The 17,170-nt window shown below is 68.6% G+C and carries 17 protein-coding genes; 9 read left to right on the top strand and 8 right to left on the bottom strand.

What is annotated here, in order from left to right; genetic code table 11:
* Positions 1 to 121 precede the first annotated feature (121 nt).
* Entirely contained in the window at positions 122 to 628 is a 507-nt protein-coding gene (locus Q0653_RS09945; protein ID WP_298944457.1) for a VanZ family protein, read from the bottom strand.
* A 65-nt stretch (positions 629 to 693) separates the two neighbouring features.
* Positions 694 to 1,785, bottom strand: a complete 1,092-nt coding sequence (locus tag Q0653_RS09940; protein WP_298944456.1) for a hypothetical protein — start codon at positions 1,783 to 1,785, stop codon at positions 694 to 696.
* A 182-nt stretch (positions 1,786 to 1,967) separates the two neighbouring features.
* Here Q0653_RS09940 and Q0653_RS09935 point away from each other — a divergent pair, with 182 nt between their 5' ends.
* Complete coding sequence (locus Q0653_RS09935; RefSeq protein WP_298944455.1) at positions 1,968 to 3,467, top strand: HNH endonuclease signature motif containing protein; 1,500 nt, start codon at positions 1,968 to 1,970, stop codon at positions 3,465 to 3,467.
* Between the two features lie 38 nt (positions 3,468 to 3,505).
* Here the strand turns inward: Q0653_RS09935 and Q0653_RS09930 are convergent, their stop codons facing one another.
* From Q0653_RS09930 to Q0653_RS09920, 3 genes are all read right to left on the bottom strand, one after another.
* Positions 3,506 to 4,390 (bottom strand): hypothetical protein, encoded by an 885-nt coding sequence (locus Q0653_RS09930; protein WP_298944454.1) that lies wholly within the window; start codon positions 4,388 to 4,390, stop codon positions 3,506 to 3,508.
* A 7-nt stretch (positions 4,391 to 4,397) separates the two neighbouring features.
* Positions 4,398 to 6,155: a polysaccharide biosynthesis tyrosine autokinase gene (locus Q0653_RS09925; protein WP_298944453.1), complete on the bottom strand. Its 1,758-nt coding sequence runs from the start codon at positions 6,153 to 6,155 to the stop codon at positions 4,398 to 4,400.
* A gap of 110 nt (positions 6,156 to 6,265) precedes the next feature.
* Entirely contained in the window at positions 6,266 to 6,856 is a 591-nt protein-coding gene (locus tag Q0653_RS09920; RefSeq protein ID WP_298944452.1) for a low molecular weight phosphatase family protein, read from the bottom strand.
* A 44-nt stretch (positions 6,857 to 6,900) separates the two neighbouring features.
* Between Q0653_RS09920 and Q0653_RS09915 the strand changes: the two genes are divergently transcribed.
* From Q0653_RS09915 to Q0653_RS09885, 7 genes are all read left to right on the top strand, one after another.
* Positions 6,901 to 7,701, top strand: a complete 801-nt coding sequence (locus Q0653_RS09915; RefSeq protein ID WP_298944451.1) for a CPBP family intramembrane glutamic endopeptidase — start codon at positions 6,901 to 6,903, stop codon at positions 7,699 to 7,701.
* A gap of 161 nt (positions 7,702 to 7,862) precedes the next feature.
* Positions 7,863 to 8,390 carry an LPXTG cell wall anchor domain-containing protein gene (locus Q0653_RS09910; RefSeq protein WP_298944450.1) on the top strand — a complete coding sequence of 176 codons (528 nt, stop codon included), beginning with the start codon at positions 7,863 to 7,865 and terminating at the stop codon, positions 8,388 to 8,390.
* A gap of 8 nt (positions 8,391 to 8,398) precedes the next feature.
* Positions 8,399 to 9,118 carry a CPBP family intramembrane glutamic endopeptidase gene (locus Q0653_RS09905; RefSeq protein ID WP_298944449.1) on the top strand — a complete coding sequence of 240 codons (720 nt, stop codon included), beginning with the start codon at positions 8,399 to 8,401 and terminating at the stop codon, positions 9,116 to 9,118.
* Between the two features lie 445 nt (positions 9,119 to 9,563).
* Positions 9,564 to 10,010, top strand: coding sequence for a 50S ribosomal protein L13 (gene rplM / locus Q0653_RS09900; RefSeq protein WP_261607139.1), 447 nt, complete (start codon positions 9,564 to 9,566; stop codon positions 10,008 to 10,010).
* Between the two features lie 27 nt (positions 10,011 to 10,037).
* Positions 10,038 to 10,523: a 30S ribosomal protein S9 gene (gene rpsI / locus Q0653_RS09895; protein ID WP_298744291.1), complete on the top strand. Its 486-nt coding sequence runs from the start codon at positions 10,038 to 10,040 to the stop codon at positions 10,521 to 10,523.
* 8 nt (positions 10,524 to 10,531) lie between these two features.
* Positions 10,532 to 11,875 (top strand): phosphoglucosamine mutase, encoded by a 1,344-nt coding sequence (glmM, locus tag Q0653_RS09890; RefSeq protein WP_298944448.1) that lies wholly within the window; start codon positions 10,532 to 10,534, stop codon positions 11,873 to 11,875.
* Positions 11,876 to 11,954: 79 nt separating this feature from the next.
* A complete protein-coding gene (locus tag Q0653_RS09885; protein WP_298944447.1) occupies positions 11,955 to 12,842 on the top strand; it encodes a hypothetical protein in 888 nt (295 codons plus the stop codon).
* A gap of 109 nt (positions 12,843 to 12,951) precedes the next feature.
* Here the strand turns inward: Q0653_RS09885 and Q0653_RS09880 are convergent, their stop codons facing one another.
* Positions 12,952 to 13,893: a Ppx/GppA phosphatase family protein gene (locus Q0653_RS09880; protein ID WP_298944446.1), complete on the bottom strand. Its 942-nt coding sequence runs from the start codon at positions 13,891 to 13,893 to the stop codon at positions 12,952 to 12,954.
* A 149-nt stretch (positions 13,894 to 14,042) separates the two neighbouring features.
* On the opposite strand from Q0653_RS09880, the gene coaA reads away from it, so the two are divergent.
* On the top strand, positions 14,043 to 14,987 hold the full coding sequence (gene coaA, locus Q0653_RS09875; RefSeq protein ID WP_298944445.1) for a type I pantothenate kinase: 945 nt from the start codon (positions 14,043 to 14,045) through the stop codon (positions 14,985 to 14,987).
* A 14-nt stretch (positions 14,988 to 15,001) separates the two neighbouring features.
* Here the strand turns inward: coaA and lhgO are convergent, their stop codons facing one another.
* Together lhgO and Q0653_RS09865 are read right to left on the bottom strand one after the other, a co-directional pair.
* On the bottom strand, positions 15,002 to 16,192 hold the full coding sequence (lhgO, locus tag Q0653_RS09870) for an L-2-hydroxyglutarate oxidase (RefSeq protein ID WP_298944444.1): 1,191 nt from the start codon (positions 16,190 to 16,192) through the stop codon (positions 15,002 to 15,004).
* Positions 16,189 to 16,785: an acyltransferase gene (locus Q0653_RS09865; RefSeq protein ID WP_298944443.1), complete on the bottom strand. Its 597-nt coding sequence runs from the start codon at positions 16,783 to 16,785 to the stop codon at positions 16,189 to 16,191. The genes lhgO and Q0653_RS09865 overlap by 4 nt, the downstream gene beginning before the upstream one ends.
* Positions 16,786 to 17,170 lie beyond the last annotated feature (385 nt).

Raw genomic sequence — 17,170 nt, 5'->3', positions numbered from 1 at the left:
CATCGGGCATGACGGTATCAGGCTCATGCAACGGGGAAGTTTCGTGTGACGACATGAAAGTTTCTTGAGGGGGAAGGGCGTACTCAGAGTACCGGGTTCGATGAAAACGGTCTCATGTCGGTCATTTGGGGGACACGGGCGGTGGCGTGGTGCGGCTATCGCGGAGGGTCTCGACGAGAACGGCGAGCAGGATGCCGACGCACGCTCCCGCGGTATTCGCGACGATGTCGAGCAGGCTCGGCGTGCGGGCGCCGAGCGCCAGAGCCTGCACGCACTCGATCGTCACCGTCGCGACGAAGGCAATCGGCATCACCAGCCAGCGCTTCGTGGTGAAGATGAGTGTCAGCAGCAGGCCCAGGGGGATGAAGAGCGCGATGTTCGCGGCGAACTCGATGCGGGGGTACGTGAGCGCGGGGATCAGGCGGGTGATCGCCCGAAGGAGAGGGCCAGCGCCCTGGTCGACAGGTGAGGGCCAGAACGCGATCGCCGCCAAGATCGCGAGGTAGATCGCGAGATAGGTGCGGGGGTTTCTCGCGAGCGAAGCGGGGCGCTTGGCGCCGGTTGGTTCGCTCGGCGACTGCGGAGGAAGCGGCGGGCGCGGCGGCACGTGGATCGTGGGGTCGGTCATCGGGCCTCCTCGAGTGCGGAGCGCCGCGACGATGTGCGCTTGATCTGGCGAGTGTAGCCGAGTGGTCACGCACGGCGGTGCGCGGCGAGGTCGTCGCGAATCGCCGCGATGACCTCGGCGGCCAGCACATTCGAGGTCCAGGCATCCGCCGTGCGCCGCCGCTTGAACGCCGGGCGCGTCAAGAACGAGCGGGAGGGTGCCGTCGAATCCTTCGGCTTCACCCAGCCGAACCACTGCGGCAGAGCGCCCCACTCGCTCGCGCCGATCGAATAGGCCGGCTTCGCGTCGGTGGCAGCGAGGTAGAAGTCGAGCGCGATGCCCCCGCGATCCTTGCCGCTGCGCTGAATCGCCTTCGTGCGCCGCACCTTCGCGATGCCGAGCTTCTGCAGCTCACCCTGCGCCTTCGCCTCTGACCCGGGCTGCAGGCCGCTGGAGGTGAACTCGGCAGCGAGGGCGGCGATCAGATCGCGGGACTGCTCGTACGAGCCCTGCGTACTCTCTGCCTCTGCCTGCTTCTGCTCGGCAGTGAGGGCATCGTGAGGGAAGATCCGCCGCGTCTCCTCGGCTCCCGGGAGGTGGTGCCGGGTGCGCAGGCGCTTGACCGGCTTGTCGCGATGGCGCACCCAGCGCCGGTTTCCGAGCTCGAAGCTCAGCTCTTCGACGGTGAACGAGCCCGTGCCTGCGGTTTCGACCCACGGCGTGAGCTCGAACTTCTTGGGTTCATCGTTCTTGCGGAGCTCGACCTCGAGGCGACCGTCGGTTTCGGTGCCAGCAAGCATCCAGTACGGCTGGAATTGCTGCTGCTGATCGGGTGTCCACTGCTGCGTGGGCTGGCCGGCGGAGTCCTTGTCCTGCACCTGGAGAGTCAGAAATTGCGTGCCCGGCGGTACCACCGGATAGACATCGCGGAGGGTGAGGTCGCCCATCTTGGTGGTCACTGCCCCATTGCGCGCCACCTCGCCGGACGTATTGGTGATGACGACCCCACGGATGCCGGCCGACTTCACGCGGTCGTGCGGAATGGCCGTCCAGACGGCGAGCCGCGATGCTTTGTCGACGGCGGCCCGACGGATCTCACGGACCACCGTGATGGCCGCGATGACGAAGGCCGCGGCCGCGAGCACATCGCCGATCGAGAAGGTCGATTCGAAGTTCATCGGAGTGGTTCCCTCTGTGGCGGTCTGGACTCTGCGGACTCGGGGAAATCTATCCCGCGGGGGTGCCCGGTTGGGGTCGGTGGGTGAAGTCCGGACAGACCCGGACAGCTTTGGTGCTCGGGCTATCCACAGAAGGGTCGCTTATATCATCGAATGTCGGAGGCTAGTGCCAGACTCTAGCTATGACTTTCATCGAAGATATGCGCGGAGCCGTCGACCGGCTCAGCGTGTTCGGTGAGCTCTCGGTAGAGGCTGCGGGGCTACCTGCGTCGGTCCAGCAACTCAGCGATGACTCGGTGCGCGCTCTCATCGCCGAGGTCGGGCAGATCGTCACCTCGTGGCAGACGCTCCAGACGATGCTGGCCGGAGTCGTCGCCCAACGATCGACCCGCGACCGGGGTCACGGAGGAATGGCGGCAACGGGCGGATTCCGAACACCCGTCGAGATGGTGCGCGTGATCACCGGGGTGACAAAGGGTGAGGCGACGCGCGCGGTGAAGATCGGCGAGGCGTTGCTCGACGGCGTGCCGACTCCCGGGTTGGACGCGGGGGATGCTGTGGTCTCGATTCCGTGGCATGCCCCGCTGCGTGAGGCAATGCTGTCCGGTCGGCTGACGCAAGCGCAATACGACGCGATCCATCGAGGGCTCGGCGAGCCGCCGGTGCGCGACGAGTCGGACGAGCTGGTGGAGGCGTGGCGGCTCGCGGCCGAAGAGCTGTCGTGGGATGCGCCGCAATGGACCGTCGAGCAGTTGCGGGATCACGCGCGCACGCTCCGCGACATGCTCGATGAGGAAGGGGCGCAGGAGCGGTTGCGTGCCCAGTACGACGCACGCTCCATTCGGCTCTGGCGCGACGCCGATGGGCGGCGGCGCGGCGACATCACGTTCGACCCTGAGATGGGTGAGTGGTTCGAGGCGATCTTCGGGGCCGCGCTTCGCCCGCGACGGGGTGGCCCGCGCTTCGTCGCGGAAGATGAGAAGGATGCCGCGGCCGCGCTGACGGACGACCCGCGCACCAACGAGCAACTCGCGTACGACCTGTTCATCGATGTCGTGCGTGCAGGAGCGCTCGCCGATGCGAAAGACGTCTTCGGTGCGCGCGAGCCCGGCGTGCGATTGATCGTCATGAAAGATGCCCTCACCGGGGAGGACGTCCACCGCGACGCCCTCGGACGATTGGTCGCGATCGGCCACACGGAAGACGGTGGCACGGCGGTCGACGGCGGCGTCATCGAACGCGCACTCTGTCTCGGCGGAAGCGTCGATGTGGTCGTCGATACCCACGGCAAACCGCTTAACCTCGGTCGTACCGTGCGGACCTACAGCTCCGCGCAGCGACTCGTCTTGGCCGTTCGCGACGGGGGATGCATGTGGCCCGGCTGCGATCGTCCGCCCGCGATGACCGAAGCTCATCACATCGTGCCGTGGTCGGAAGGTGGATGCACCGACGTCGACGACGGGATCTTGCTCTGTCGCTATCACCACATGCACCTGCACTTCTGGGGCTGGGCGATTCTTCGTGACGGTGCCGGTCGATTTCTGCTCGTGCCGCCGCCCGAGGCGGGCGTTGGCGCGAGTGCCCGCGAGGTGATCCGCCTCGAGTCGAAGTCAGCGCTGCGGTGGTTGTGGGATCCACCACCCGATCGGCCGCGATGGCGGCACGCGCGCGTAGCCGCGTAGGCGAGAAGCGAGCAGGCGCGGGGGAGTGAGAGTCCCAGTCAGTCCAGGCCGAAGACGTTGTCGCCCGACCAGAACACGAGGTCATCGCCGAGGACGGAAATCGCGGCGGGGGATGCGGCATCCACATCGGAAACGCACCCCAGCTCGTCGCCAGAGGTCCCGGTGAACTGCGTCACCGTCACACCCGAGCGGCACGCGTCGGACACGTGTGCCACCACGATCGTGCCGGCCACCGCGTCCAGGGCCACGGCACCCGCCGCGAGGCTCATCCACTCGCCGTCAGCCCAGAGGAACGCGGTTCCGTCGCAGACGATTCCTGTCGCGGTGCGACTTGTGCGGGCGCTACGCGCATCGGCACACGGTGCCGTCATCGCCGCACCGGCCACGACGACCGTCGACCGATCGGTCGGTGACACAAAGGTCGCGCCGGCGAGCATCTGCGGATACGACTCCCAGGCGCGCCCTGCGGTGTACGTGCGCAGCGCGGCCGGGGTGCACGCGGCGTCGGTCGCCGCCACAGCCTCCGCCTGACCCTCGCCGAACGTCGCGAGGCTCATCACCTGCACGGCCGCCGCCGGAGTCACCTCGGCCCACGACTCGCCGCCGTCGGTCGAGTACTCCACCTCGGGCGCTGCACCCCCGCACGCGCCGCTTGTCGCGCGCCACAGGTCTGAGCCGTCGACTGCCAAGAATCGCTCCGGCGTCGATGTCGTCGACGTCGACGTCGGCGACGGCGTGGCGCTCGCGCTCGGGGAGGTCGTCGCGCGGTCACCGAAGTCGAACGTGGGCGCGGGCCCCGCGCTCTCTGGCGATTCCGACGACGCGGTGCTCTGCAGAGCCAACACCGACAACACACCCACACCGATCGCCAGCACCCCGACGGCCACGACAGCCGTCACGCGTGCGAAAACTCCCGCAGACATCCGGGGACTACGAACGCCGGTGCGTCGTCGAGTCGGTCGGGTCGATCACCGTCTCGCCGGCCAGCAGCGCATCGAAGTCGGACTTCGCCGCAGCGTCGGCGTGCGGCGTCGAGACGACCTTCGGTGGCTCGCCAACCGTCGGGCGCGCGGGGGCTGGGGTCGAGCGTGACGGCGCAGCCGCAGCGCGTGCGGGTGCCGCCGCGTCGGGTCCGGCCGCCGCGGGGCGTGCCGACGCTTCTGACGACGCGCGCGTCGGCGCTGCGGCCTGCGGCAGCAGCGGATGCGGACGGCGCGGTGCGTCGGGCGTCGCGATCGGACCCGTCGGCGCCATCGGCCCCGGCACATCGGACGGCGAACGCTTGCGGCCGCGCGGTGACGCCGGTGCGGTCTTGGCCTCGGGCTGCCGGTATCCATACCCGCCGTAGCCGCCGCCGTACTGGCTGTAGTACGAGTCCGGACCGCGCGTGGGGACCATGGTCATCACGACACCGGCGACCTTCGCGCCCACCGTGTGCAGCGCGTCGACGGCGCCCGACAGCTGGTGGCGAGTCGTGCGGCCCGTTGCGACACCGAGGATCGCGCCGCTGGTCGACTTCGCGAGAATGGCGGCATCCGTCACCGGCAGAAGCGGCGGCGCATCGCACAACACCACATCGAAATCACGCTCGAGCACATCGATCAGCGTCTGCATCTGATGCGAACCCAGCAACTCACTCGGGTTCGGGGGAATCTTTCCCGCCGGAAGCACATACAGCGACCGGCCGCCCCACGGCAGCATGACATCGCCCACCCGCACCCGACCGATCAGCACATCGGTCAGCCCCACGCCACCCTCGATGCCGAGGTATTCGGCGACCTCCGGCTTGCGGAGGTCGGTGTCGATCAGCGCGACGCGCTTGCCCGCATCGGCCAGAGCGATCGCCAGGTTGATCGTCGTGGTCGACTTGCCCTCGTTCGGTACCGAGCTCGTGACGACGAACGACGCGCGGCCGCCCATGTCGAGGAACTGCAGGTTGGTGCGCAGTGCGCGGAACGACTCGGCGCGGGGGCTGAGCGGGTCGGCGTGCACGATGAGGGGGCGTTCTTTCGCCTTCGTGTCGAACGTGATCGCACCGATCAGCGGGCTCTCGGTCACCTGTGCCACATCGCGGGGCGTGCGCACCCGGTTGTCGAGCACGCTGCGGAGCACGGCGAAACCGATGCCGAGCGCGAGGCCCACCAGGGCGCCGAGCGCAAGGTTCAGCGGCACGTTGGGGCTCGAGGGCTTGAGTGGCGGAAGCGCATCGCTCACGCGGGTGAGGCGCACCGGGCTCGCACCTTCGGAGACGGTCGGCTCGATCTCGGGAACGACGCTCGACAGGCTTGCGGCGACCGCGTTGGCGATCTCGGCGGCCTGCACAGGATCGGAGTCGGATGCCGCGACCGTGATGAGGGTCGTGTTGAGGGCCGACGACGCCGTCACCTGCGCGGCGAGCTCGTCGGCGGTCATGTCGAGGTCCATGGCGACGATCACGGGGTTCAGCACGATCGGGGTCTGCACCAGGCCCACGTAGGTGTTGATACGCGTCTGCGCGAAGCTCGAGCCCTGCTGGAGCTCGGCGACCGTGCCGCTGCCCTGCGTCGAGACGGCGATCGTGCTCGACGCTTCGTATTGGGGAGTTCGGCTGAGCGAAAACGCCGCCGCCACGCCGATGCCCACAAGAGTGGCGACGATGATGATCAGCCAGTTCTTGCGCAGGATGCGGATGTAATCGCTCAGTTCCATGGTGGGACCAGTGTGCCACAGGGGGTGTGAGGGCTTATCTCGCGCGGAGGGCATCGAGGGGGTCTCGGTACACCGGCGCTGCGCGCCGGCACTCGACCAGCGGGGGTAGGTCAGGGGGTGACGAGGCGGATGACGCGCTCCACCTCGGCGAGAGCGGGCACAAGCTGCTGCGCAGAGAGCTGGTAGATCTCCCACTCGCGGCGGTACGGGTCGATGACGTCGTCATCAGCGGGGTCTGCGGGCGGAGGAACGATGCCCCGGTGCGCAGCGACGACGGCTGCGGCAGCGCGGATGCGGTCCCCGGCATCCGCCCCCACCACATCGGCGGCGGCGAGCAGCTCCTCGTCAGAGACCGCGGCGGCCAGGCGTGCGAACTCGCGCACCGTGAACGTCGAGCGCAGACGCGCCGGAGCGAGCTCGGCGATCGCGCGGCGGTGATCGCGCGTCATCGCGAGGATGAGGTCGGGGCTCGACAGCATGCCCTCGGTCAGATACCGCGACCGGTGCGCGTCGGCCACGTCTTCGGGCACACCGAAGTGGACGGCCAGATCGACGGCCTCGGGGGTCATCGTCGCAGCCGGAAGCCCGCGCACGCCGGCACTGTGCACGGCGGGGGTGAGGTCGGCCAGACGCGTCGCCAACAGCACCTCGGCCAGCGGGGAACGGCAGATGTTCCCCGTGCAGACGGTCATGATCTCCATCGCGCGTCCTCTTTTCTCATCGTCGTGCCGGGTAACGTGGGCGCGTGCCGGAACCCATCGACAACACCGCCCCGCACTCTAGCGGGAGTGCCGTAGCGACAGCTGACGCGGCCGCGCCCGTGCAGCGACGGTCGCGCCGGACGGCCCGCACCGACTGGCGCCTCGGCAGTCGCACGGTGCAGTCGTGGCGCGAAGGCCTGCTCGCGATCGCGCTGCTCAGCCTGGGCGGCGGAATCCTTGCGGGCACGGCTGCGCTCACCGCCGGTGCGTCGCCGCTCATCGCGACCCTGCTGATCTGGCTCGGGATGCTGGTGCCCATCGCGGTCGGCTTCGCTCGCTCGCGGCCGGTCGGTCTGCTGCGCTTCCGCGCGATCGACCTGCTCTGGGGGTTCGGGCTCGGGGTGGTTCTGCGGGTCGTGCAGGGATGGGCGGCGGGCGCCGAGGGCGCGCCCGTGCCGTTCCCGACGCTCGTCACCGTCGACGGCGCTCTCGCCGACGGATGGTGGTTCGGCGACGTTCTCGCTCCCGTCGTGATCGCGCCGCTCGTCGAAACCTCTCTCTTCTCGGGGGTTATCCTCGTCGCCCTCTACACGGTGCTCCGTCGCCCGCTCGGAGCCTTCACGGCAGGACTGGCCGCGACGTTGGCGAGCACCTCACTGTTCGTCTTCGCGCACCTCGCGGTCGGTGCTGGCGCGGTCGCCGACATCGTCGCGATGGCGGCGCTCGGACTCGTGTGCGCGCTGCTGGTGATTTTCACAGGGCGGATCTGGGGAGCGGTGCTCGTGCACGCTGTGTTCAATGGGGCCGGTGTCACGCTGGCACTCGTCGGCACGGTTTTCGGATAGATCAGCGGCTGTTCGGGCGTGTCGCTGTTCAGCAACTTGTTACCCACTGGTAACAGCTTCGATTTTGCTGAGAATTCTCTCATCCAGTACGGTGGGAACTCGGGTGGAGGAAAATCCAGCTTGTTCGCCGCGATTTTGCACACGAACTAGAAGGAAAACACATGATGAAAAAGGCTTTCGCCGCGGCTGTTGTCGCCGGCGCCATGATCTTCGCCGGTGCCTCTGCCGCGAACGCAGTCGAGTACCCCGCTGAGGTCACCGTCAGCACCAGCGCGTCGTCGATCACGGTGAACGGCACCGCGACCATCACCGCGACGTTCGAAAACACCGAGGCGACGTCCGCCACTTTCTCGGTCTCGCCCACCACGGGTGCAGGCCTGTCGTCGATCGTTGCCGCGGCGGCTGGTTCGTCGACCACCAAGCCCATCGTCAATGACGTCGCCACGGCGACCTTCACCGGCTCGGCCCCCGGCACCTACACGGTGACCGCAGCCGCGGACGGCGTCTCCAGCACGGTCACCGTCACGGTCACCGCTGCCGGTGCAGCCGCCGGTGGCGGCAACGGAACGCTCCCCAGCACGGGTGGCGAAATCCCCGCCGCCGCACTGTGGATCGGTGGCGGCGCGCTCGGCCTCGGCGCTCTCGCCGTTGTCGCCGCGACGGCTCGCCGCCGCGCTGCTCAGCGCTGAATCACTTCATGACGACGACCCCGGGCTTCGGCTCGGGGTCGTCGTCTTTTTATCGGCGGCCGGGCGTCGCGCTCGCCGTCGCGGCGATCTCTCTCGCCGGGTCCGCGGTGCTCACTCTCACCGGACCGCAGGTGCGCGGCCCGGTGGGGGAGTGGCCCGCCTGGCTCGGCATCGCGGTCGACTATCTCGTCACGCTCGGCCCCCTGCTCGCCGGCGCACTGGTGGCCGCGCGGCTCGGAGGACCGGCCCTCGCGCGAGCGCTCGGCATCCGCTTCGCGCCGATCGACCTGCTGCTCGGCGCTCTCGTCGCGATCATCGTGCGCGCCGTCGTCGAAGTCATGACACCCACGACCGGGTCGCTCATTCCTCCCTTCGCTGACGCGGATGCCGATCGCCTCGCCGGCACCGCCCTCGCGGTCATCGCGGCGGTGCTTTTCGCCCCCGTCGTCGAAGAGGTCTTCTTCCGAGGAGCGCTGCAGCGTGCGCTGCAGGCACTCGTCGGACCGGGTGGGGTCGGTGCGACACTTGCCATTGCTGTGTCGACCGCCGGGTTCACGCTCATGCACGCTCTTCCGTACGGAGCGACCGTTCCCGTGGCCGCGCTTCTCCCGCCCATCCTCATCGGTGTGGGCGCCGGGGTGTTGACGGTGGTGACCGGGCGCATCAGCGCCGGTCTCGTTACGCACGTGCTGTTCAACCTCACCGGAGTCGTCCTCCTGCTGGTTTGAATTGTCGACATCCCACATCTGGGGTGTCGGCCGGGCCGCAGAGCTTGTTGACGATCCCATAGGCGCGCGTCGAAGTTGCTGGGACCGCTCCCAGTGCAATATCGTCGCCGGTGCATCCCCCGATTGATGCATCTGAACGCTGAGTGGACCGCTTCCCCCCGCGGTCCACTTGGCTTCTCGGTTTGTCCCCGGCATCCCCATGCCGTACTGTTGACCTTTGGTGTCTGGCTCAGCTGAACCGGCACCGCGAACGTGAGCCCTCCACTGGACTCCTTCGTTGTGTGATCTCGGTACACCGCCTGCGGCGGCACTCGATCAGCGAGTGCGGTTGCCTGCGGCGAACTCGATCAGCGAGTGCGGTTGCCTGCGGCGGCACTCGATCAGCGAAGGTCCCCGGAGCGGGATTCACGAACACCTCCGTTCGAATCAAGAAAGCAGCACTACTGTGACGCGCACTTACACCCCCAAGGCCGGTGAAGCCACCCGCGAGTGGTTCGTCATCGACGCAACCGATGTCGTCCTCGGACGCCTCGCCACGCACGCTGCGGTTCTCCTCCGCGGCAAGCACAAGGCCACCTTCGCCCCGCACATGGACATGGGCGACCACGTCATCGTGATCAACGCGGGCAAGGTTGCTCTCACCGGCCAGAAGCTCACGCAGAAGAAGGACTACCGCCACTCGGGTTACCCGGGCGGACTCCGGTCGACCACCTATGCGGAGCTCCTCGAGAAGAACCCGATCCGCGCCGTCGAGAAGGCGATCCGCGGAATGCTCCCCAAGAACAGCCTGGGTGCCCAGCAGCTGTCGAAGCTCAAGGTCTACACGGGCGCCGAGCACCCGCACGCGGCCCAGCAGCCCACCCCGTACACCTTCGACCAGGTCGCCCAGTAAGCGCGCCGAGAGATATAAGGACAACTCATGGCGAAGATCGCTGAAACCATCGAAGACGCTCCCGAGAGCTACACCACCGAGACCGAGGCAGCCCCGGCCGTCTCCGCTCCTCGCCCGGTGCTCTCCGTTCCCGGCTCTGCCGTCGGCCGCCGCAAGCAGGCCATCGCCCGCGTGCGTCTCGTCCCCGGCACCGGCGTGATCACGGTCAACGGCCGCACGCTCGAGGACTACTTCCCCAACAAGCTGCACCAGCAGCTGATCAACGACCCGTTCACGGTGCTCGACCTGGTCGGCGCGTACGACGTGATCGTGCGCATCTCCGGTGGTGGCCCCTCGGGCCAGGCCGGTGCGCTCCGCCTCGGCATTGCGCGCTCGCTCAACCAGATCGACGAAGAGAACAACCGCGCCACCCTGAAGAAGGCCGGATTCCTCTCGCGTGACGCTCGCGTCATCGAGCGCAAGAAGGCCGGTCTCAAGAAGGCCCGCAAGGCTCCGCAGTACTCGAAGCGCTAATCCGCTCCATGGCGCTGTTCGGTACGGATGGTGTGCGAGGGCTCGCAAACGGCCCCCTCACCGCTGACCTCGCGCTCACCCTGGCCCAGGCGACAGCTGTCGTCCTGGGCCAGGGGCGTATCGCCTCGGCACGGACGGCGGCCGGCAAGCGGCTGACCGCGGTCGTCGCGCGCGACCCGCGCGTGTCGGGTCAGTTTCTCTCGGCTGCCGTCGAGGCGGGGCTCGCCTCGTCGGGCGTGGATGTGTTGGATGCCGGTGTGCTGCCCACCCCGGCTACCGCGTTCCTGATCGCCGACATCGACGCCGACTTCGGCGTGATGATCTCGGCATCCCACAACCCGGCACCCGACAACGGCATCAAGATCTTCGCGCGCGGGGGAGTCAAGCTCCCCGACGACGTCGAGAAGCGCATCGAAGAGGCCATGACGGGCGACAAGCTCCGGCCCACCGGTGCCGCGGTCGGTCGTGTCGAACGATTCTCGGATGCCGAGGACCGCTACGCGATCCACCTCCTCGCGTCGCTCCCGCACCGGCTCGATGGCCTGCACGTCGTGCTCGACTGCGCGCACGGCGCGGCATCCGGGGTCTCTCCGGAGACGTTCCGCAACGCCGGCGCGCGGGTGACCGTGATCGGCGCCGACCCCGACGGCATCAATATCAACGACGGTTACGGCTCGACGCACCTCGAGCGCCTGTCGGCGGAAGTGCTGCGCACCGGCGCTGACGTCGGCATCGCGCACGACGGTGACGCTGACCGCTGCCTCGCGGTGGATGCCGACGGCACCGTCGTCGACGGCGACCAGATCATGGCGGTCCTCGCGGTCGCGATGAAGCGCGAGGGGCGACTGAAGGACGACACGCTCGTGACCACCGTCATGAGCAACCTCGGTCTGCACCGCGCGATGGAGGCCCAGGGCATCCATGTCGAGACCACGGGCGTCGGCGACCGCTACGTGCTCGAGCGGATGACCGCCGGCGGCTACTCGCTCGGCGGCGAGCAGAGCGGCCACGTCATCATGAGTCGTTTCGCGACGACCGGCGATGGTGTGCTGACGGGCCTGCACCTCTGTGCCGAGATGGCTCGGACGGGGAAGTCGCTCGCCGAGCTCGTGTCGGTGATGACCGTGTTCCCCCAGGTGCTCATCAATGTGCGCGGTGTCGAGCGCTCGCGCGCTCAGGATGCTGATGTGCTCGCTGCGGTCTCCGCGGCGTCGGCCGCTTTGGGTGACGCGGGCCGCGTGCTGCTGCGCCCCTCCGGCACCGAGCCGATGGTGCGCGTGATGGTTGAAGCAGCCTCGCAGGACGATGCGCAGCGCGTGGCCGAACAGCTCGCCGAGGTCGTTCGCGGCTGACTCTCGTGGATGTCCCCTGAACCCGCTACAGTGGGGCCAGTTCGTGTCACCTGCCGCGGACTCGTTCGGGGGGACGACGATGGGGACATCACACAGGGTCATTCGGTTCGGTTGCGTTGCGGCATCCGTCATTCTCGTGCTGACGGGCTGCGCGGCGGCCGAAGAGTCGGGGCCACCGCCGACGACCGAGGCGACGCCGTCGGCGAGCCCCACACCCGAGCCCGCGCCGGAGCTGACGGCGGCGGACATCGCGGCCTGGGCTGCCGGTACCGAGTGGTCGTATGCGCCCGACGGGCTGGGGACCCCGTACACGGTCGCGCTGAGCGGTGGCGTCGGCACCGATGACCTCGGACGCCCATACACCCTGGGTGAGGCGGTCGGCGCCGACCTCGACGGCGACGAGGTGATGGATGCCGCGATCCCGATCACGATGGTCGACGGAAACGCCCTGCACGAGCTCTGGTACATCTGGCGAGGACTCGGCGCCGACAGCGAGCCGGTGGCAGAGCAGGTGATCTATCCGATTTCTCGGACCACCCGGTGCGGCGACGTGACTCGCGCGGTGACCGCCGTCGACGGGGGCCTGCAGCTCGATGTCGTCCTGTGGATGCCGCACACCGATGCCGCGCGCTCCTGCGCCGAGGGCGGGAGCGGCGTGCTCACCCGCGTGATCGAACTCACCGAGATCGACGGCCAGTTCTACCCGGTGCAGACGGCGCCGGTCACCGCGTGGGGTGGGGTGTGCCCGCCGACGGAATGGCTCGATGGATCGCCCGAGATGGGTCTCGCGACCCGCGTCGCTCCTCCGGCGTCGGCACCCGCTGCGACCGATCCGACCCGCGACGTCGCCGTCTTCGGGCTGCGCGAGGCGCCGCTGCTGACATCCGGGGGCGGATCGTTCTTCGGGTTCATCCAGGACTACGTCGAAACCGATCCGGTGCGCATGCACTGCGCCTTCGCCGACTGACGCGGGGTTCGTGCGGCGTGAGACTTCCCTCGCGCGACGAGACGTCACGCGGTGCGTGCCGTCTCGTCGCGCAACTGGAGTCTCACGCGGTGACAGCGCACGGGCCCGCTCAGTCGGGCTCGGACCAGCTGAGCGATTCGATGTAGCGCAGCAGCACGCCTTCGCGGAGCGCCCAGGGTGACACTTCGAGCTCGTCGACGTTCATGGCCGTCATCGCGGTGTGGAGGACGACGGCGGCCGCGACGATCTGGAACGTCCGGTCGGCGGTGATGCCGGGAAGCTCTTGGCGGGCGGATGCGGGAAGGCGCGCGAGCCGCGGGATCCAGGAGCCGAGCGCGGCGCGGGGGAGCAGCATCCGCTCGCTGCCGCTCCAGCCGGGCGCGGGGTAGCCGGCGAGCTTCGCGAGCGAGCGGATGGCCTTCGACGAGCCGACGACGTGGTTCGGGCGGGGCTGGTCGGCCATGAGCTCGACGACCGGAGCGAGGGTCGCGCGGGCGTGCGCCCGGAGGAGCGCGACCGCCTCTTCGCCGGGCGGATCGTTCGGGAGGAACTCGACGGTCGACCGCCCGGCGCCGAGCGGGACGGATGCCGCCACTTCGGGCAGCTCGTCGGAGCCGGCCGCGAGCTCGAGCGACCCGCCGCCGATGTCGAAGAGCAGAATCTGTCCGGCCGACCAGCCGAACCAGCGGCGGACTGCGAGGAACGTGAACCGTGCCTCGGATTCGCCACCGAGGACCTGCAGCTCCTGCCCGAGTGCCTCTTCGATCCGGGCGATGACCTCGGCGCCGTTCGCGGCCTCGCGCACCGCGCTCGTGGCCGTCGCGAGGAGTTCGGCGACGTTCTCGGCTTCGGCAGTCGCGCGCGCCTGGGCCACGGCATCCACCAGCGCAGCGACGCCCGTCTCGCTGATCGAGCCGTCCGGCTCGAGATAGCGCATGAGGCGCAACACCGTGCGCTGCGAGGTCGTCGCGTGCGGGCGGCCGCCCGGGCGCACATCGGCGACCAGGAGATGGACGGTGTTCGAGCCGATGTCGAGGACTCCCAAGCGCATGGGGTCGAGCGTATCGGTCGTTCGGCGTTCACAACTCCGGTGATCGCTGCGCAGACCCGGCGCGCCGGGGGCGCATCGCCGGGTGGCGGCGCGAATCTCCGGAGTTGTGAACACGTGACGGCGGCAAGACCCCCGATAGAGTGGGCCCGATGTCCACCGAAGACGCCACCGCTGTCGACTCGCTGTATCGCGAGGTCGATCGCTCGGAATGGGCGCGGCTCGCCGCGGGAGTAGCCAATCCGCTGAGCGAGACCGAGGTTGTGCAGCTGCGCGGCATCGGCGATCGGCTCGATCTCGCGGAGGTCCGCGAGGTCTATTTGCCGCTCAGCCGGCTGCTGTCGACCTACGCCGAGAACACGAAACGGCTGGGCGCGCAGACGGCGAATTTCCTCGGCGAGCCCGACTCGACGACGCCGTTCGTCGTCGCGGTCGCGGGATCGGTCGCGGTCGGGAAGTCGACCATCGCGCGGTTGCTACGCGAGCTCATGAGCCGCTGGCCGGGCACGCCCCGGGTCGAGCTCGTGACGACCGACGGATTCCTCTACCCCAACGCCGAGCTCGAACGCCGCGGGATCATGGATCGCAAGGGCTTCCCCGAGTCGTACGACCGACGCGCGCTCGTGCAGTTCTTGATGGATGTGAAATCCGGCGCCCCCGAGGTGCGTGCGCCGTTCTACTCGCACGTGCGGTACGACATCATGCCCGACGCGCAGGTGACCGTGCGCCGGCCGGATGTCGTCATCGTCGAGGGTCTGAACGTCCTGTCACCGCCGCCGAGCCCTAACGAGATCGCGGTCAGCGACCTGTTCGACTTCTCGATCTATGTCGATGCCGACATCGACGACATCGCCTCGTGGTTCGTCAGCCGGTTCTTGGCTCTCCGCCAGAGCGCGTTCAACAATCCGAACTCGTTCTTCACGGCGTTCGCCGCGCTCTCGGACGACGAGGCCGTCTCTACCGCGATGGGGTTCTGGAACGAGATCAACCTGCCGAACCTGCGCGAGAACGTCGAGCCGACGCGGCACCGCGCGACGCTCGTGCTGAAGAAGGATGCCGATCACTCTGTCGAGCGGGTGCAGCTGCGCAAGCTCTGAGCGGTCTTGGCTGATCACGCCGTGACGCGGTCGACGATGTGCTCGGCGATCGCCAGCGATGAGGTCGCGCCGGGCGAGGGCGCATTGCGCACGTGGGTGGCGGCGGCATCCGATTCGATGACGAAATCATCGAGGAGCCGGCCCGCGGCATCCATCGCCTGCGCCCGGATGCCGCGCTCGATCCGCGTCGCGGTCGCACCTTCCAGCGAGGGCACGTAGCGGGCCGCTTCGCGGAGGAAGTAGCGCTGCGACAGCACTGTCCGCGCTTCACGTACCGCACTCGGCATATTTCGGCTGGAGAAGCGCCAGAAGCCCGGATCCACGAGGGTCTCCGCCAGATCCCGGGGCGACAGCCCGAGTCCGCGGTAGCGCTCCCGCGAGAGCGAGAGGAAGGCATTCGGGCCGACCGTCATCTCGCCGTCGAACCGCTTGGTCAGGTGCACGCCGAGAAATGGATACCGCGGATCGGGCACGGGATACACGAGCCCGGTCAGGATGTCGCGGTATGCGGGTTCGAGCAAGAAGTACTGACCGAAGAACGGCACGATACTCGGATGCCGTGGTCCGCCCGAGCGGCGCGACACGCGATCGGACTGCGCGCCCGCGCACACGATGACGTGATCGGCGGAAAGTGTGCCGGTGGAGGTATGCACGATACTGCGGTCGCCGCTTCGCTCGATCCGGACGACCTCGCGGTCGAATTCGACGCGGCCGCCGCCCGTGGTGATGTCGTCGGCCAGCGCACGCGTGATCGCGGTGTAGTCGACCACGGCGGTGCCGGGAGAAACGAGCGCGGACCGGCCGACTGCTTCGGGCTCTCGTTCGCGGATGCCGGCTGCGCCGATCATGTGCACGCCCGGGACACCGTTGGCGACGGCGCGCTCATGGATCGCCGCAAGCCGCACTTCTTCCGTCTCGTCGAGCGCGACGACCAGCTTGCCGCACTCGAGATAGGCGAGGTTCTTCTCGGCGCAGAAGTCTTTCAGCAGCCCGACGCCGCGGCGGCACAGACGTGCTTTGAGGCTTCCCGGTTCGTAGTAGAGCCCGGCGTGGACGACTCCGGAGTTGTGCCCGGTCTGGTGAGCGGCGACCCGGGATTCCTTCTCCAGCACCGTCACGTCGCTGCCGGGAAAGCGGCGGATGAGTTCGCGGCCGACGGCGGCGCCGATGATCCCCGCGCCGACGACGATGTACGAGGTGCTCATTCGAGAGCGCGCAACCGCTCGCCGTCCTGCACGTAGCGCTCGCCGGTGTCGGGGCAGACCCAGACCTCGCCGTCGAGGGTGAGCGGACGCCCGGTGCGCCCCACCCAGCCGACACGTCGCCCCGGCACCCCGACGACGAGGGCGTGTGCTGGGACGTCCTTCGTCACCACGGCGCCGGCAGCGACCAGCGCCCATTCGCCAATGTGGACGGGCGCGATGCACACCGCCCGCGCCCCGATCGATGCGCCGCGACCGACCGTCACCGCGACCGCGTGCCAATCGTCCGCGCCCTTCGGCGACCCGTCGGGGTTCGCCGCGCGCGGGAACTCGTCGTTCGTGAACACCGCCGCCGGCCCGATGAACACCCCGTCGCCGACGACGGCCGGTTCGTAGACGAGCGCGTAGTTCTGCACTTTGCACGCATCTCCGAGCACAACACCCGGTCCGATGTAGGCGCCGCGGCCGATGTTGCAATCGGCTCCCAGCCGGACGTTCTCCCGAACCTGGGCGAGGTGCCAGACGCGCGTCCGTGCGCCGAGCACAGCAGTGTCATCAACGTCGGCGGTGGCCTGAATCGTCGGCTCATCGGTCATGGGTTCCCCTTCCCGTGACGGTGAGTTACGGCATCCGTCGAGATGAGTATGGCGCGCGGGGGTGATCTGTGCCTATAGTGACCGCGGGGACATCGATCGGGATCCGCGCCTCTGGGGGGAGCGGATCGGTTTCGGCCAAACGATCGATACATGAGGCTCGTCGCGCTTTACTCACGCGGCGGGCGACAGGGGAATGAGTATGGGGAACCGGGGAAATTCCGCCGTTGCGGCGACGCCGTCGAGGCGTGTGCGCGGGGGCGCGCACGCATCCGTCGTCGACGCTTATCCGGCCGACGGTACCTTCATCGATCGCCCCGCCTCGCGCGTCCACGGCGAAGCGCCGTGTGTCGACGCGCGGGGCGGGGTGGTCATTCCCCTCCCCGAT

Origin of the sequence: uncultured Microbacterium sp., assembly GCF_947488465.1 — a bacterium.
Classification (GTDB): Bacteria; Actinomycetota; Actinomycetes; order Actinomycetales; family Microbacteriaceae; genus Microbacterium.
The sequence above is the reverse complement of the archived record's forward strand: the minus strand, read 5'-3'. Positions and strand labels throughout refer to the sequence as shown.

Coding starts and splice junctions, on each gene's coding strand:
- Q0653_RS09945 (WP_298944457.1), bottom strand. CDS start 628: ATGACCGACCCCACGATCCACGTGCCGCCGCGCCCGCCGCTTCCTCCG.
- Q0653_RS09940 (WP_298944456.1), bottom strand. CDS start 1,785: ATGAACTTCGAATCGACCTTCTCGATCGGCGATGTGCTCGCGGCCGCG.
- Q0653_RS09935 (WP_298944455.1), top strand. CDS start 1,968: ATGACTTTCATCGAAGATATGCGCGGAGCCGTCGACCGGCTCAGCGTG.
- Q0653_RS09930 (WP_298944454.1), bottom strand. CDS start 4,390: ATGTCTGCGGGAGTTTTCGCACGCGTGACGGCTGTCGTGGCCGTCGGG.
- Q0653_RS09925 (WP_298944453.1), bottom strand. CDS start 6,155: ATGGAACTGAGCGATTACATCCGCATCCTGCGCAAGAACTGGCTGATC.
- Q0653_RS09920 (WP_298944452.1), bottom strand. CDS start 6,856: ATGGAGATCATGACCGTCTGCACGGGGAACATCTGCCGTTCCCCGCTG.
- Q0653_RS09910 (WP_298944450.1), top strand. CDS start 7,863: ATGATGAAAAAGGCTTTCGCCGCGGCTGTTGTCGCCGGCGCCATGATC.
- Q0653_RS09905 (WP_298944449.1), top strand. CDS start 8,399: ATGACGACGACCCCGGGCTTCGGCTCGGGGTCGTCGTCTTTTTATCGG.
- rpsI (WP_298744291.1), top strand. CDS start 10,038: ATGGCGAAGATCGCTGAAACCATCGAAGACGCTCCCGAGAGCTACACC.
- glmM (WP_298944448.1), top strand. CDS start 10,532: ATGGCGCTGTTCGGTACGGATGGTGTGCGAGGGCTCGCAAACGGCCCC.
- Q0653_RS09885 (WP_298944447.1), top strand. CDS start 11,955: ATGGGGACATCACACAGGGTCATTCGGTTCGGTTGCGTTGCGGCATCC.
- Q0653_RS09880 (WP_298944446.1), bottom strand. CDS start 13,893: ATGCGCTTGGGAGTCCTCGACATCGGCTCGAACACCGTCCATCTCCTG.
- coaA (WP_298944445.1), top strand. CDS start 14,043: ATGTCCACCGAAGACGCCACCGCTGTCGACTCGCTGTATCGCGAGGTC.
- lhgO (WP_298944444.1), bottom strand. CDS start 16,192: ATGAGCACCTCGTACATCGTCGTCGGCGCGGGGATCATCGGCGCCGCC.
- Q0653_RS09865 (WP_298944443.1), bottom strand. CDS start 16,785: ATGACCGATGAGCCGACGATTCAGGCCACCGCCGACGTTGATGACACT.